Annotated in this window: 11 protein-coding genes and 2 tRNA genes; 8 read left to right on the forward strand and 5 right to left on the reverse strand. The window is 42.3% G+C overall.

The features are described 5' to 3' along the window. Nucleotide 1 precedes the first annotated feature (1 nt). Both MsAg5_RS07535 and MsAg5_RS07540 read left to right on the forward strand, forming a co-directional pair. Nucleotides 2-319 carry a DUF5611 family protein gene (locus MsAg5_RS07535; RefSeq protein ID WP_338100015.1) on the forward strand — a complete coding sequence of 106 codons (318 nt, stop codon included), beginning with the start codon at nucleotides 2-4 and terminating at the stop codon, nucleotides 317-319. A gap of 192 nt (nucleotides 320-511) precedes the next feature. Beyond that, nucleotides 512-583, forward strand: a tRNA-Thr gene (locus MsAg5_RS07540). A 330-nt stretch (nucleotides 584-913) separates the two neighbouring features. On the opposite strand, the gene MsAg5_RS07545 is transcribed toward MsAg5_RS07540, so the two are convergent. After that, a complete protein-coding gene (locus MsAg5_RS07545) occupies nucleotides 914-1,174 on the reverse strand; it encodes a TfoX/Sxy family protein (RefSeq protein ID WP_338100016.1) in 261 nt (86 codons plus the stop codon). 322 nt (nucleotides 1,175-1,496) lie between these two features. Next, nucleotides 1,497-1,739: a hypothetical protein gene (locus MsAg5_RS07550; protein WP_338100017.1), complete on the reverse strand. Its 243-nt coding sequence runs from the start codon at nucleotides 1,737-1,739 to the stop codon at nucleotides 1,497-1,499. Nucleotides 1,740-1,776: 37 nt separating this feature from the next. Between MsAg5_RS07550 and MsAg5_RS07555 the strand changes: the two genes are divergently transcribed. From MsAg5_RS07555 to MsAg5_RS07580, 6 genes are all read left to right on the forward strand, one after another. Beyond that, nucleotides 1,777-3,231 carry a TIGR00297 family protein gene (locus MsAg5_RS07555; RefSeq protein WP_338100018.1) on the forward strand — a complete coding sequence of 485 codons (1,455 nt, stop codon included), beginning with the start codon at nucleotides 1,777-1,779 and terminating at the stop codon, nucleotides 3,229-3,231. A gap of 120 nt (nucleotides 3,232-3,351) precedes the next feature. Continuing rightward, a tRNA-Leu gene (locus MsAg5_RS07560) sits at nucleotides 3,352-3,434 on the forward strand. 397 nt (nucleotides 3,435-3,831) lie between these two features. Further along, the gene (locus MsAg5_RS07565; protein WP_338100019.1) at nucleotides 3,832-5,169 is read left to right on the forward strand and encodes a phospholipase C/P1 nuclease family protein; all 1,338 of its coding nucleotides are present in this window, start codon (nucleotides 3,832-3,834) and stop codon (nucleotides 5,167-5,169) included. 139 nt (nucleotides 5,170-5,308) lie between these two features. Continuing rightward, a complete protein-coding gene (locus tag MsAg5_RS07570) occupies nucleotides 5,309-6,064 on the forward strand; it encodes a hypothetical protein (RefSeq protein ID WP_338100020.1) in 756 nt (251 codons plus the stop codon). Then, a complete protein-coding gene (locus MsAg5_RS07575) occupies nucleotides 6,006-6,821 on the forward strand; it encodes a DUF2927 domain-containing protein (protein ID WP_338100021.1) in 816 nt (271 codons plus the stop codon). Before MsAg5_RS07570 ends, MsAg5_RS07575 begins: the two co-directional genes overlap by 59 nt. 83 nt (nucleotides 6,822-6,904) lie before the next feature. Then, nucleotides 6,905-7,078: a hypothetical protein gene (locus MsAg5_RS07580; RefSeq protein ID WP_338100022.1), complete on the forward strand. Its 174-nt coding sequence runs from the start codon at nucleotides 6,905-6,907 to the stop codon at nucleotides 7,076-7,078. A gap of 66 nt (nucleotides 7,079-7,144) precedes the next feature. On the opposite strand, the gene MsAg5_RS07585 is transcribed toward MsAg5_RS07580, so the two are convergent. From MsAg5_RS07585 to gyrB, 3 genes are all read right to left on the reverse strand, one after another. Beyond that, nucleotides 7,145-8,020: a beta/alpha barrel domain-containing protein gene (locus MsAg5_RS07585; RefSeq protein WP_338100023.1), complete on the reverse strand. Its 876-nt coding sequence runs from the start codon at nucleotides 8,018-8,020 to the stop codon at nucleotides 7,145-7,147. Between the two features lie 819 nt (nucleotides 8,021-8,839). Next, entirely contained in the window at nucleotides 8,840-11,668 is a 2,829-nt protein-coding gene (gene gyrA / locus MsAg5_RS07590; protein WP_338100024.1) for a DNA gyrase subunit A, read from the reverse strand. 10 nt (nucleotides 11,669-11,678) lie between these two features. After that, complete coding sequence (gene gyrB / locus MsAg5_RS07595; protein WP_338100025.1) at nucleotides 11,679-13,757, reverse strand: DNA topoisomerase (ATP-hydrolyzing) subunit B; 2,079 nt, start codon at nucleotides 13,755-13,757, stop codon at nucleotides 11,679-11,681. Nucleotides 13,758-14,250 lie beyond the last annotated feature (493 nt).

The following is a 14,250-nucleotide window of genomic DNA, read 5'->3' on the forward strand; positions in this document are numbered from 1 at the left end:
TATGCAAGAATACAAATTAAAACGCGGATTTACGCCGGACATCGAACGCTTGAGAACCTTACTCGCCGAATGCTTCGGCACCGAAATCAAAGAGGAAGACAAGAAATTGGTGACGTCCTACGGCGCTTTGAAGAAAATTACCGTTTGGATCGACAACAAAAAAATGTGCGTCGACACCGTTTCGGACAACGCCGGCGTCAGCGACGAGATGGTTTTAGACACCAACAAACGCTTCAGAAACTTTTTGGACAAAGGAACCGGCTACACCTCCAAAGACCGCGTGAAAAACGCTAAAAAAGATGTCAGCGGCGAAGATTAATTCAAAATAATAAAGATATAATAAATAAAAAAGAATGAAAAACAAATGACTGATTCATTTGTTTTTCAAAAGGATTCATTTTGACCAATTAAAGACACCGGAATTGAAAAATCACCAAAAGATTAATATTTGAGGTATTCCTTTTTGGAGTCTGCTTTCCGAAGCAAACGTTTCTAACATTGTTGTTTAACTGCCTTGATGGCTTAGCGGTATAGCACTTCCTTGGTAAGGAAGAGGTCGCGGGTTCAATTCCCGCTCAAGGCTTTCCTTTTTTATAATCATTTTTTTAATTTAATTTATATTTTCGAGTTCTATTTTATTCATTTTTTCGTCCCACATTTCTCGCCTTTATTTTTACTTTAGCGGCAGCCACGCGCGCGTTATAGCGATCATTTTATTCAATACAAACGCAAAGCTGCAACCGTTTTTGAAAAATAAAAACAGCCAAAGACAGCCCATTTCATTTATTTCAAGATGAATGAAACGACAATTCCAATAATCCTCTTTTTTAAAAATATAAACAAAAATAAAACAAAATATGAACTAAAAATCAAGTGGAGTCGAAAGACTTCATTTGTACGTTCATGACTCTTTTCATTCAAGCGATTTATAGAAATCTTTCAGTTGCTTCTTTTTTTCATCACTCAAAGCATGCCAGCGAACGCCCTCAACAGCGCCTTCCAATCCGTAAAGCATGCTCAAGCATACGGTCGGATCTCTCAGACGAAGTTCTAAAAAAGCGCGTTGGCTTCCGAGTTTCCGAAATTCTTCCGGCGTTTCAATCCCGGCTTCAACTAATTTTCCGGCAGCGACTTTGCCGATGTTGGGCATTTTTTGCAAATCTGATTCGCTCATAGTGATCTGCTGAAAGAATGGAATGTTTCTATTTTATTTTTTGGTTTATTTTTGGGTCTGTTTTTTGTTTGTTTTTTGGTTTATTTTTTGATTATTTTTGGTTTATTTTTTGATTATTTTTGATTTTTTTGGTCTGTTTTTATTAGGAATTCAAGCAAACCAACCCGCAAAATCAAACGCGATAGCGTTTGTATTTTGCGGATTTCACTGAACGTTAGATGCAAGTTGGAAATAGAAACAGTCGGTGCAATCTAAACTATAAATTCGTAACCGGCAGATGCAAACTGCAAATTAGAAAATTAAATCTGAATAATAGTACCTGTCAGCTGTTACCGTAAATTTTACTGTATCTTCCTGTTGCTGTAAATTGTACTGCATCTGCTTGCTTGGCATCTTCAAAAAGTGTTCGGGTGGCTTTCATAGCATCAAAATAAAAATGACCCGCGGATTTCAAAAACGCAAAAGAAAATGTGTCGCCGTAACGCGCGCGACCCGCCCGCCGCCAAAAAATCGTGGCAACAATATAAATAGGAAAAACGGAATCTGAATATCTTATTATAATCATAAAAATTAATTCAAATAACAAATTTTCAGGTCAAAATATGAGTGAAGCAAACGCAAAATCCAACAGCGACGTTGCCGCATGCAAGCTATTCTATTTGACCAAATATGCGCTCAGCATTTTCATTATTTTTTTGGCGCCGTTTTTGAGCATGGGAACTTTTGTTCTCTTATTTGTCTTGCTCTCGGTTTTATCACTGACCCCAATCATGGAATTCATTTCCAAAGCCTTCGGTTTGACCGATGAAGAAAAAGTCAAAAAAATCCGCAGCGACTTTCAATCCGTCATCATCGTTTTGACGTTTGCCTTTTTGGCAGCGGCGCTGCTCAACTATTTCAACTTCGCGTTTGAAAATTACATCCTGTTCCAAGGATTCGCCGTGATGGTTTTCAGTTCCTATTCGCTGTATTCCGTCACCCACAAAGTGACGCTGGCCGACAATTTAGATGACATCGCGTCGTTTCAAAACGCATCCCTCGTCCATGAATTTGTCCTCGTCGTTCTTCGAACCGCCGCCGCCTTTTTGACCGGCTGGTGGATCATTTACATGACCGGCGGCACCGGAACTGAAAACTGGATGCTGGCGCCTGACTTGTTGAACCAATTGTTTTTCATTTCGCTCATCGGCGCCTTTATCGGCAGCCTTTTTGAATCCATCCCGTCCGGCACGGACAAAAACATTTCCGTCTTTTTGGGGTCGACGCTGTCGATCTGGCTTCTTTATTTGTTCGGCTACCAAACGCCGTGGAACCAAACCCTCATCGCCGCCGGATTTTCGATCATTCTGGCATTCCTGGCCTACCGCTACAAAATCGCCGACCTGTCGGCATTGTTCAGCGCGGCCGTCCTCGGAATTCTGATTATCCTTTTCAGCGGCATCGAATGGTACATTCTTCTCGTCGCATTTTTCATTCTCGGCGGCGGCTTTACGAAATACAAAATCAAATACAAAGCCTCCATCGGTCTCGCCGAATCCAAAAACGGCATCCGCAGTTATGAAAACGTTTTCGCAAACAGCATTTTCGCGATGATTCTCGCCGTCCTGTACGGCATTTCCACCCAGTACACTGATTATTCCTGGCTTTCCATTCCGATTGTGTTCGCGTACGTCGGCACGGTTGCGACCGCCACCGGCGATACGATGGCGAGCGAGATCGGAACGACCGCCAAGGGCCCGACGTTTATGATTACAACGCTGAAACGCGCCAAACCCGGACAAGACGGCGGTGTGAGCCTTCTCGGAGAATGTGCGGCACTGCTTGGATCCATTATTATCGGCCTCATGGCATTCTTTTTCGGCATGATCGACTCGCTGCCGATTGCCCTGTTGGTTGCCATTGCCGGCGGATTTTTGGGAACCAACATCGACAGCATTCTCGGTGCGACGCTTCAAAAGAAAGGTATTTTGACAAACAGCAGTGTGAACTTGGTTTCAACCATTATCGGCGGCTTGATTGCCGGATTCGTGTATTTCATCATTCAGTTTTTGATGTAAACAACCCAAAAGAAGCGAAAAAATTCAAAAAATATGGTTGTCCATCATAACTTATTTATATTAAAAATCGGTTTTTAACCTGCAATTGGGTTGCCTTTTCTAAAACAAACCTTTTCATTTGCGGGGGTAACCAAGTGGTCAACGGTGATAGACTCAAGATCTATTCGCGTAGGCGTTCAGGGGTTCGACTCCCTTCCCCCGCACTTTAACTCTCATTTTATTCTAATTAAGACACATTTATCTGTCTTTCCGATTTTATTATAGAAGTGTTTTGAAGATCAATAAAGATATTTTTCGATATTTCAACTTCAGATCAGATGAAAATCTATTTTTATTCTATTTTTCTAACGAAATAAAGACAAATACTGGCCCTAATTCTTTAAAAAGAGTATGAGACGCTCACAATATTTGATAATCTGAATTGGTGGCTGTTTAATTTAATTTACTATTGTAATATTTTTTAAATATTTATTGATTTATTTTATAATAATCTTTTTAAAAAATTATAAGTAATATATAAATAATGTAATTTTATGGCTTAAATTATTAAGCCACATAATTTCGTAAACAGGAGAGTTTTCGTGAACAGGAGAAATAAATATGTTTAAAAAATTCTTAACGACCATTTTATTAGTTGCAATGTTAATTTCATTGACAACTCCGGTGTTTTGTGCACCGATAGAGAAATCGACAAGTTATGTTGATTATGATAAGATTATGGATAACCCTGATTACTTAAGAAAGGAAATATTAAAAGATTTTAGTGTTTCAGATGGCACACTTGAATCATTCTCTGCATTTAGCATTTGGTTAAAAAAACAAGGTGTTGATGCTGAAGCTGAAGGTATAAATCTAATTTTCATAGATGATGATTTATTCAATTTAACACCTGAAGCATGGATCTTTGCTGCAACCCCTGAAACAAAAAAGATAATTGAAGAAAAAATTAATTCAGCTGAAAATCTTGATATGAGTCCTGCCATTGATTCCAAAGATTCTGATAAAAAATTGTATTCAAAAGAAGAGATGCAATCTTATTTAAAGAACTTTGACGAAAAGTATCCGACAAAATATATTAACACCGGACTCGTTACATATATTACAGTTGAAAATAAAGAACTTTTGATGAAGGATTTTTCAGAAGAAGATGAATTGATATTGCAACAAATTCTCTGGATTGTCATTTCACCAAACAAAGAAGACATTAAAGTCTCCAATTGGCCATCTTCAAGTCCGAGTAATATTCATAAAGATATGACTGCATGGGCATGTGATAGAGCAAATGATTTATCAAGACCAGGTATAAATGCATCGAATGCCAGTTCTTATATCTCCGCCAATGCTTCTTGGCCGGATTATGCTCCTCCACTTTTAGATATACCCTTTATTGGTCCCTTAACAGATGCATATGAGCATAACTACAAACACTACTATTGTCCTGCTACGGGTTTCGGAGGAGCTATATCTGCTACAGAAGGTAATCTCTCATTCAATTCGATAATTAATCCACTTACAACAGAACAAAAGTTCAATAAGTTGGGAAATGCTACACATTATGTGGCAGATCTTAGTACGCCACTGCACACTAAATATGCCGTAACTCAAACAATTGAATTCAAATTTAACGATTCTGCTCCGCATTTTACTTATGAGAGTTATGTCGGAGATAATTGGTATAACACTTCCTCCCCCAATTCCAAAAATTTCAGCAAATTTGCAAAAGATGTGAGAAGTGGATATAGTGTCGTCAATGTTGAGCGTTCTCTTGAAAATTTATCAATGTATTCATATAGTTATGCGGATACAATATGGTCGGCATCTCTTAATGCAAATACACTCAAAAACAATTCTTCTGCATATTATGCCACAGCTTTCTGTATTGATGAAGGCCAACGTTATCTAATAGGTGTAATAAATTATGGAAATGCACGAATTTAAAAAAGAATAATATTTAAATTCAATTAAAATTAAGAGTGATTCAACTCTTATTTTTATTTTAGGGGATGATAACATTTTCAAAGAAATATCTTTTTCAAAATTAAAAGAAGAATTAAAAAAAGATACTTTTTACGTTTTGATGGAATGTTTGTTTTTTTTCATCCCCATCTTTTTGTTTCATACATGGACACAAACAAATTTTTCAGCATTCTATCCATTTATTTTATTAATTGTGCTTCCATTATTGTTTTACTTCATTTTTAGGTCTTATTTTGATTACAAAATAAAGGATGTCTTATATTGTATTTTATTTTCAACAGGTTGCCTTTATTTACTGGATTTTATGGATTTGGTATATCTGCTCTCCCTCATACAACCACCACAACATATTGTTCCCCTTGAAGGGGTAGCTCCTTATTTTACTCTGGAACCAATTGTTATTTTATTTACTCTCCTTTATTTCATTATGATTAACGTTACGTTTTTGATTTCAAAAAAATCAACTCATATGAAGGATAAACTGTTAATAACTTTTTTAATATCAGCGATTGCGATTATTTTGGTAGTCGCCATTATCAATAAGGATATGGGAAGGCTGATGAACATCGAGACACCAATTTTGATAATATTTCCAATTCTCTTATCTCTTTATTTGGCTTATGCTTATTGTTACAAGTCAAAGATCCCTACGCACAGAAGCATTGCACACGTACCGTATTTTGTCATACCTTCCTTATTCTTTGTCCTTGATGAACGCATTTTTATGCCAAATCTTAATTTACTGGATGTTTTGTTAATATCAATACCGCCTGCAATCGGAGCAGGTGTTTTAGTTTTTGTATTCTATTTTATCCAAAAAGGCTTCAGAAAATTTTGGGCATATTTCTTCACTTAAAAATGAAGGAGATGAAACAATTAAACAAAAAAGACATTTTAAAAAAATGTTTATTTTAGTACTAATTTCCATAGTTGTTCTGGGGTTTGTGTCCATAATTTATTTGCAAGAAAACATTACAGATCATTTCAAATCCGACAGCAATTTTCAAGTTCTAAATAAAGATGAAACTTTGTTGAGTTTTCCAGATGGGATGAATTTCATTTACGAAACACAACTATCTAAAGTTCGGAGCATTGAAAAATGGGTCACGCCAATTAAAATAAAATATGAAGGCGACCCCACAAAAGAAGATATTAAATTTTTAAATAATATAATAAAGGAATTCAATAAAATAGATGGATTTCCGGGAATGAAAATTGTCAATAAAGATGAAAATGTCCTTTTAATTTATGCAACAAAAGAGACTTTACCCAAATATCAGGAAAAATATAACACAGAAGACGTTGACAAAGGCATATGCCATCACTTTTCAGAAAACGGAGAAATAACCCAAGCAATCATAATTATTGAATCTGATATTGACCAAGATTATAAAAACAGCGTTGTTTTACACGAAATTTTTCATATGGTTGGCTTTTATGGCCATTATTATAACAATTCTAGTATTATTAATCAAAATGGTGAACCTGTTTCAGGGTTATCTGCCACAGATACTTTAGCTTTGAAAATGTTGTATAATCCTGAAATATTAATTGGGATGAAGTATTATGAAATAAGAGAATATTATCAAAACAAAGAGATGAATGATTTTTAATTAAGAGGATAGTAATCCAAAAGATTATATGATTAAAGCAATGATTCAAATCCAATAACCAAATTTAATTTCAGGAATCAATCATGCCAACGATGCGCGTCAAAGGAAAAAAAGTCAAAGTCGCCCCGATTTACTGGGCGATCTTTTTGTCAACCAAAATTATCATCGTGATACTGGCAGCGATCTTTGTTTTAAAGAATTTTACGCATTATTTGGATCCTTATTTCGGAAAAATGATCCTGATGCTTTTGATTTAAAAAAGCAGCCCATATTTTTATCGATTTTTAAAACCTGACGCCATAACGCGCGCGATGCCGGCGCCATTATTTTTTCGTATCCGTGGTGGCTTCCGCACCACGCATACCACTGCCGATTCCTTTTGAAATCTTCGCGAGAACGTCCGGTTTGTCATAATTTTTAACGGCTTCAACGATGGCTTTGCCCATCAATTCCGGATGTTCCGCTTTAAAAATGCCGGAGCCGACGAAAACGCCGTCACAGCCGAGTTTCATCATCAGCGCAGCGTCCGCGGGCGTTGCAATGCCGCCGGCGGCATAATTGAGAACAGGCAGGCGTTTCATTTCAATCGCTTGCGCGAGCAAATCCTCGGAAATCTTCTTGGTTTTGGCGTACTCCGCGCGCTCCTCGTCCGATTTTTCCAAAAGCTCAGCCAATCGTTTCAAGATTTGAATTTGGCTTTGAACCGTTCCTGCAATGTTTCCGCTGCCGACTTGTCCGGAAACCCGGATCATCATCGTGCCGGTCGACACCGAACGAAGCGCTTCGCCCAAATTAGTCGCGCCGGTAATGAACGGCACATTGAATTTGGTTTTGTCAATCACGGAATCAAGGCTTGCCGGCGACAAGGCTTCGGACTCGTCAATCATGGCGATGCCGAGCGCTTGTAAAATTTCGGCTTCCACGAAATGGCCGACACGGACTTTGCCCATCACCGGAATGGAGACCGACGTCAAAATTGCTTCAATGGTTTCCACGTTGGCCATTCGCATAACGCCGCTTCGGGCGCGAGAGTCGACGGACAGCGAATCCGTGACCATGACGGCGGCCGCACCGCACTCTTCGGCCAGCTGGGCTTGATCGGGCGTGCTGACGTCGCAGATGACGCCGCATTTCCCCAATTTTTCAAAACCGCGCGCCAAGAGTTCGTTTCCGAAACGAAGTGTGGATAAGTCGACCATAATGATTCCCGAAAAAATGATGACGATAACAGAATAAAGAAATAAAGAAAAATATCTGCAAAATGATATAAATTTTGTTATATAATTTCGTTACAGAGTGGCAAATCAAGAAAATGAGGGAACGGTTTTGGTCGAGTCGGCAAAAATGTGTCGCTATAACGCGCGCGTGGCCGGGCGGACGAAAAAATGGGAACGCAGGCTATGAATGATGAATATAGAAAACGTGTGTGGAGACTGTATGAAACACAGTAATTATTCCCAAAGTGAACCCGCAAGTTCAGAACGCTGAGCGCCGAAGGCGTGAGGCGGACTGAACTTGGCGGATTACTCTAAAAATAAGATGTAGTGACAGAAATAACGGAACAGATTTGCAGAATTCAGATTGCACCTACAGTTAACTATTTTTAAATTCAGATTGCATCTGCTGTTTCCAACAATACACCTGTTTCTTGTTCTGATTTGCACCTTACGGTTCCGATTCAAATTGTATCTGCATATGGTATCCGCAAAATACAGACGCAAAGCGTCTGATTTTGCGGGATGGTTTGCTTGTTGAATTGGAACAAGCCAACCCAATTTTTAAGCGACCGAAGGGAGCCGTTCGCGAAGCGAACTTACGGAAACTGATTCCCACCCCCCCTGAAAAATTCCTAGCGAAGCGACGGAATTTTTCGGTTGATGTTACGGGATGGTTTGCTTGATATCAAAATAAAATAACCCCTCGATTTCGAAAACGCAAAAAGAAAAAGTATCGCCATAACGCGCGCGGCGCCGCCCGCCAAAAAAGAAAAATAAAAAAGGAATTGAGAAGAAGCCTCCTCAATTATCCATCATTTCTTCTTCATCGTCGGCGATTGAAAAATCAGAGTCTTCGTCGTCAAAAATTTCAACAACGGCAACAGGTTCTGTTTCAGATCCATTTTCTGTTGAAACGGACGCTTCTTCTTCGCCGTCTTCTTTTGTCGCCGGCTTGACGCACGCCATGCCGACCACTTTATCGCCGTCGCTGAGCTTCATAATCCGAACGCCTTGGGTGTTTCTGCCCTGCTCCCGAATCGTTCCCGCGCCGACGCGGATGACAATGCCTTCCGCGCTGGTGATGATGAGTTCATCGTCTTTGCCGACCGACTTCACGGCGACGACCGGACCGTTTCTTTGGTTGGTCACAATCGTCATCACGCCCTGAATACCGCGGTGTTTGGTCGCGTATTCTTCAAAGCTGCTGATTTTTCCGTAGCCGTTTTCCGTAATCGTGAGAAGCGCTTCTTCCGGATTGACGACGTCCATGCAAACGATCGCGTCGTTTTCTTTGGACAGGCGCATACCGATCACACCGCGGGCGGACCGTCCCATCGGACGCACTTCTTCTTCAAAGAAGCGGACCGACTTGCCGGCGCGCGATACCATCACAATGTCGTCTTTGCCGGTCGTCAACACCACGTTCACCAACTCGTCGTTGGCCGCCAATGTCGTTGCGATAATGCCGGTCTTTCTCGGATTACTGAAATCCGAAAGCGGCGTCTTCTTGACAATGCCTTCCTTGGTCGCCATCATCAAATATTGGTCGTCGGTGAACTTTGCGACCGGAATGTTGGCGGTCACGAACTCGTTTTCTTTCAAATCCAGGAAGTTGACAATGGATTTGCCTTTGGAGGTGCGGCTTCCTTCCGGAATCTCATAGCCTTTCTTCCAATAAACGCGTCCTTTGTTCGTGAAAAAGAGAATGTAGTTGTGCGTTGATGAAACGAACAGGTTTTCCACAATGTCTTCTTCTTTGGTTTCCATACCGATAATACCTTTACCACCACGGTTTTGCCGGGAATAAGTGCTCAGCGGAATCCGTTTAATGTAGCCGTGGTTCGTCATCGTGATGACGACGTCTTCGCGCTGAATCAAATCTTCGTTATCGACGTCAAAACCGCCGTGAATAATCTTGGAACGGCGTTCATCGCCGAATTTTTCTTTGATGTCCAAAAGCTCGGCGCGGATGATGCCGTATTTTATCTCGTCGCTTTCAATGATCTTGCCCAAATCCAGAATCTTTTGGCGCAGCTCATCGAGTTCATCCAAAATCTTTTGAATTTCAAGACCGGTCAAGCGCTGAAGGCGCATTTCCAAAATGGCTTTGGCTTGGATGTCATCGAGACCGTAACGGCTGACTAATCCTTCACGGGCGATTTGAGCGTCGTTGGACGCCTTAATGAGTTCAATGACTTCATCAATGTTGTCAATCGCGATTTTCAAACCATTGAGAATGTGTTCGCGTTCCCGAGCTACCTTTAAATCGTAGATCGTCCGGCGCTGAATGACTTCCATCCTGTGTTTGAGATAAACTTTCAGCAGCTGGCGCAGTCCCATCACACGCGGGACGCCGTCAACAATCGCCAAATTGATGATACCGAAGCTGGTTTGCAGTTGCGTGTGTTTGTAAAGCTGGTTCAAGAGAACATCCGCATTGGTCCCGCGGGACAGTTCTAAAACGACACGAATACCGTCGCGGTCAGACTCATCGCGCATATCGGAAATCCCGACAACTTTTTTGTCGCGGACCAACTCAGCAATATTTTCAATCAGCCGGGCTTTGTTCACTTGATACGGCAATTCCGTAATGACGATTTTCTGGCGGTCGTTTTTCATTTCCTCAATGTGGGAAACCGCTTGAATCCGAACGCTGCCGCGGCCGGTTTTGTAAGCCGAAATCGCGCCCTCGTTGCCTAAAATGTGGGCGCCGGTCGGGAAGTCCGGACCTTTGAGGACCGTCATCAGTTCCGGCGCTTCAGCGTCAGGATTGTCAATCAGCATCACCGTCGCGTCCACAACTTCAGATAAGTTGTGGGGCGGCATGTTGGTGGCCATACCGACGGCAATACCGGTCGATCCGTTCACCAGTAAACTCGGAAGCTTGGCCGGCAGCACCGACGGCTCTTTGAGAGATTCATCGTAGTTGGGGCGGAAATCAACGGTATCCTTATCGATATCGTCCAGCATTTCCGCTGAAATTTTGTCCATTCGGACTTCGGTATAACGCATGGCGGCTGCAGAGTCGCCGTCAATCGATCCGAAGTTACCCTGACCGTCAATCAACGGGTAGCGCAATGAAAATTCCTGAACCATGCGGACGATCGCGTCGTAAACGGACGAATCGCCGTGCGGGTGGTATTTACCGAGCACGTCTCCGACGACACGCGCGGATTTTCTGTACGGCTTGTCCGACGTAATGCCGGTTTCATTCATCGAAAAGAGAATGCGGCGGTGAACCGGTTTGAGACCGTCCCGGGCGTCCGGAAGCGCGCGACCGACAATGACGCTCATGGCGTATTGAATGTAAGAGTTTTTCATCTCATCGCTGATGAAAACCGGACGAACGGCAACGCGTTCTTCGTCTTCGCCGAGGAAAACGCCGTCGTTGTCATCATCGCCGCCGTCATTATTTCCACCGTCATTGTTTCCATCGTCATTATTTCCACCGTTATTTCCGTCACCTTCCCCGCTGTTTCCGGTTCCGACCATTGCGGTTTTGGAATCTTCATTTCTCATCGCGTATAATTCCTCAGCGGATTTTTCTTCGATATGCTCGACGTCGTCATCGGGGAGCTGTGAGCGGCGGACGTATTCGTCTAAAGTAGGTTGTTGTGCTTTTTCATCCATTTTTCTCACCTCAGATATCCAAATTCACCACTTCTTTGGCGTGTTCCTGAATGAACATTTTTCTCGGCAGCACTTCGTCGCCCATCAAAATCGTAAAGATTTCATCGGCGGCAATCGCGTCTTCGATCGTGACCTGAAGCAAAGTCCGGGTTTCCGGGTTCATGGTGGTGGACCACAGCTGTTCCGGATTCATTTCTCCAAGACCTTTGTACCGCTGAATGGTCACGCCTTTGTCGCCGATTTCCGCGACTTTCGCTTTCATTTGTTTGTCGGAATAAACATAATATTCCGCTTTTCCTTTCTTGATTTTGTAAAGCGGCGGCTGCGCGATGTAAACGTGTCCCGCCGTCACCAAATCCGGCATGTACCGGAAGAAGAATGTCAAAATTAAGGTGCGGATGTGCGCGCCGTCAACATCGGCATCGGTCATGATGACGACTTTGTGGTAACGAAGCCGTTCAAGATCCATTTCTTCGCCGAGACCGGCGCCAAGAGCGGTAATCAGAGACGCAATTTCGTTGTTTTTAAGCGCCTTGTCCATTCGGGTTTTTTCCACGTTGAGGATTTTACCGCGGAACGGCAAAACGGCTTGGAACGCACGGTTACGTCCTTGTTTGGCGGAGCCGCCGGCAGAGTCTCCTTCGACGAGATAGAGTTCGCAGAGGCTGGCGTCTTTTTCGGAGCAGTCGGCCAGTTTTCCGGGAAGCGTGCTGACTTCCAGCGCGCTTTTCCGGCGCGTGAGTTCGCGGGCTTTTTTGGCGGCTTCGCGCGCCTTTTTGGCGAGCAGTGCTTTTTCAAAGATCGCGACGGCCACTTTCGGATTTTCCTCAAAGAATTCGGACAAGCCGTCGGAAACGAGGGAATCGACAATGCCTTTCACTTCACTGTTGCCGAGTTTTGTTTTGGTTTGGCCTTCGAATTGCGGTTCCAAGAGCTTGACGCTGATAATGGCGGTCAGTCCTTCCCGAATATCTTCACCGCTGAGTCCGGAACCGTCTTTCTCAAGACCGTTCTTTTGGATGTAAGTGTTGGCGGCGCGGGTGAGTGCGGATTTGAATCCGACCATGTGGGTGCCGCCTTCGGTGGTGTTGATGTTGTTCGCGAACGAATAGACGTTTGAGTTGTAATTTTCCGTATACTGCATCGAAATTTCAACATCGATACCGTCTTTTTGTTTTTCAAAATAAATCGGATTTTCATGAAGAACGGCTTTGCCGCGGTTTAAATATTTGACAAACTCGATGATACCGCCTTCATAAAATAAGTCGTGCGTCTTGTCTTTGGAAACATCATGCTGCGGAATAGCGGATTGTTTTTTGGATTTTTTGCCGCCGGCGGTGGCGGTGCCGTCGCCGTTTTCATCTTCATCGGTGAATTCGAATCCTTCCAAATCATCTTCACCGGAATCGGCTTCCGAAATGCTGGCCAATTCCAATTCTAACTCGTCTTCATTTGCCCGAACCCGTTTGTCTTCGGTGACGATGTGAATGCCTTTGTTTAAAAACGCCAGTTCGCGCAGCCGGTTCAATAAAATATCATACTTGAAATCAACGGTCTCAAAAATGGTTTTGTCCGGCATGAACTTGATGGTGGTGCCGGTGTGATCGGATTCGCCGACCACTTCGACGCCGGATGTCGGGATGCCGTAAGCGAATGTTTGGCGGTAAACTTTGCCGTCGCGGCGGACTTCTGCAATCAGCCATTCGGACAGCGCGTTGACGACGGAAACACCGACGCCGTGCAGGCCACCCGACACTTTGTACGTGTCTTTGTCGAATTTTCCGCCGGCGTGAAGAATGGTTAAAACGACTTCCAGCGCAGACTTGTTGTATTTGGGCTGGTTGTCGACCGGAATGCCGCGGCCGTCATCGACCTCAGTAATGCTTCCGTCTTCTTCGATGGTCATTCGGATATTTTTACAATAACCGGCCAGCGCTTCGTCAATACTGTTGTCCACCACTTCATAAACCAAATGATGGAGACCGCGTGCATCGGTGCTGCCGATGTACATGCTGGGTCTTTTGCGGACGGCTTCTAAGCCTTCCAGGACCTGAATGTTGCTTCCGTCGTATTTTTTCTCGTCAGTCATATAAATTCCTGATTTTTAAATGATATTTAAGATTATGAATAAAATGAAATTATGTTCAATAACAAATATTTGTGAAATAAAATACTGATGAATGAAAACGTAAACGTACGATGATTTTTAATTTGAAATGACAAATCATAAAAACGCGATTCTTTTTTCTAAAAAATTGATTTTCAAAAAATCGAAACACAACAGGGAATAATCGATGTCAATCGGCGTTTTATTTTGAGGATAAATTAAAGATGTCAAATGTATGTTTGAACGGTAAAAAAAGGGTTTGAACGTATATAAAGATTGCCTATAAAATCGTGATTTGCATACGGATTTTAAAGATGAAAAAATGAGCGGATATTTTTTGAAAAATAATCCTGAAAAACGGCGGCAAAATTTGCCGCCGGACTTTATGAAAAATGAACGCGATAACGCGCGCGGGTGGCAGCACAGGAAAAAGAAAAAAAATGGAAAAAGAAAAGAAAGAAAATAAGAAAGAAAA

Source organism: Methanolapillus africanus (assembly GCF_032714475.1).
GTDB lineage: Archaea > Halobacteriota > Methanosarcinia > Methanosarcinales > Methanosarcinaceae > Methanolapillus > Methanolapillus africanus.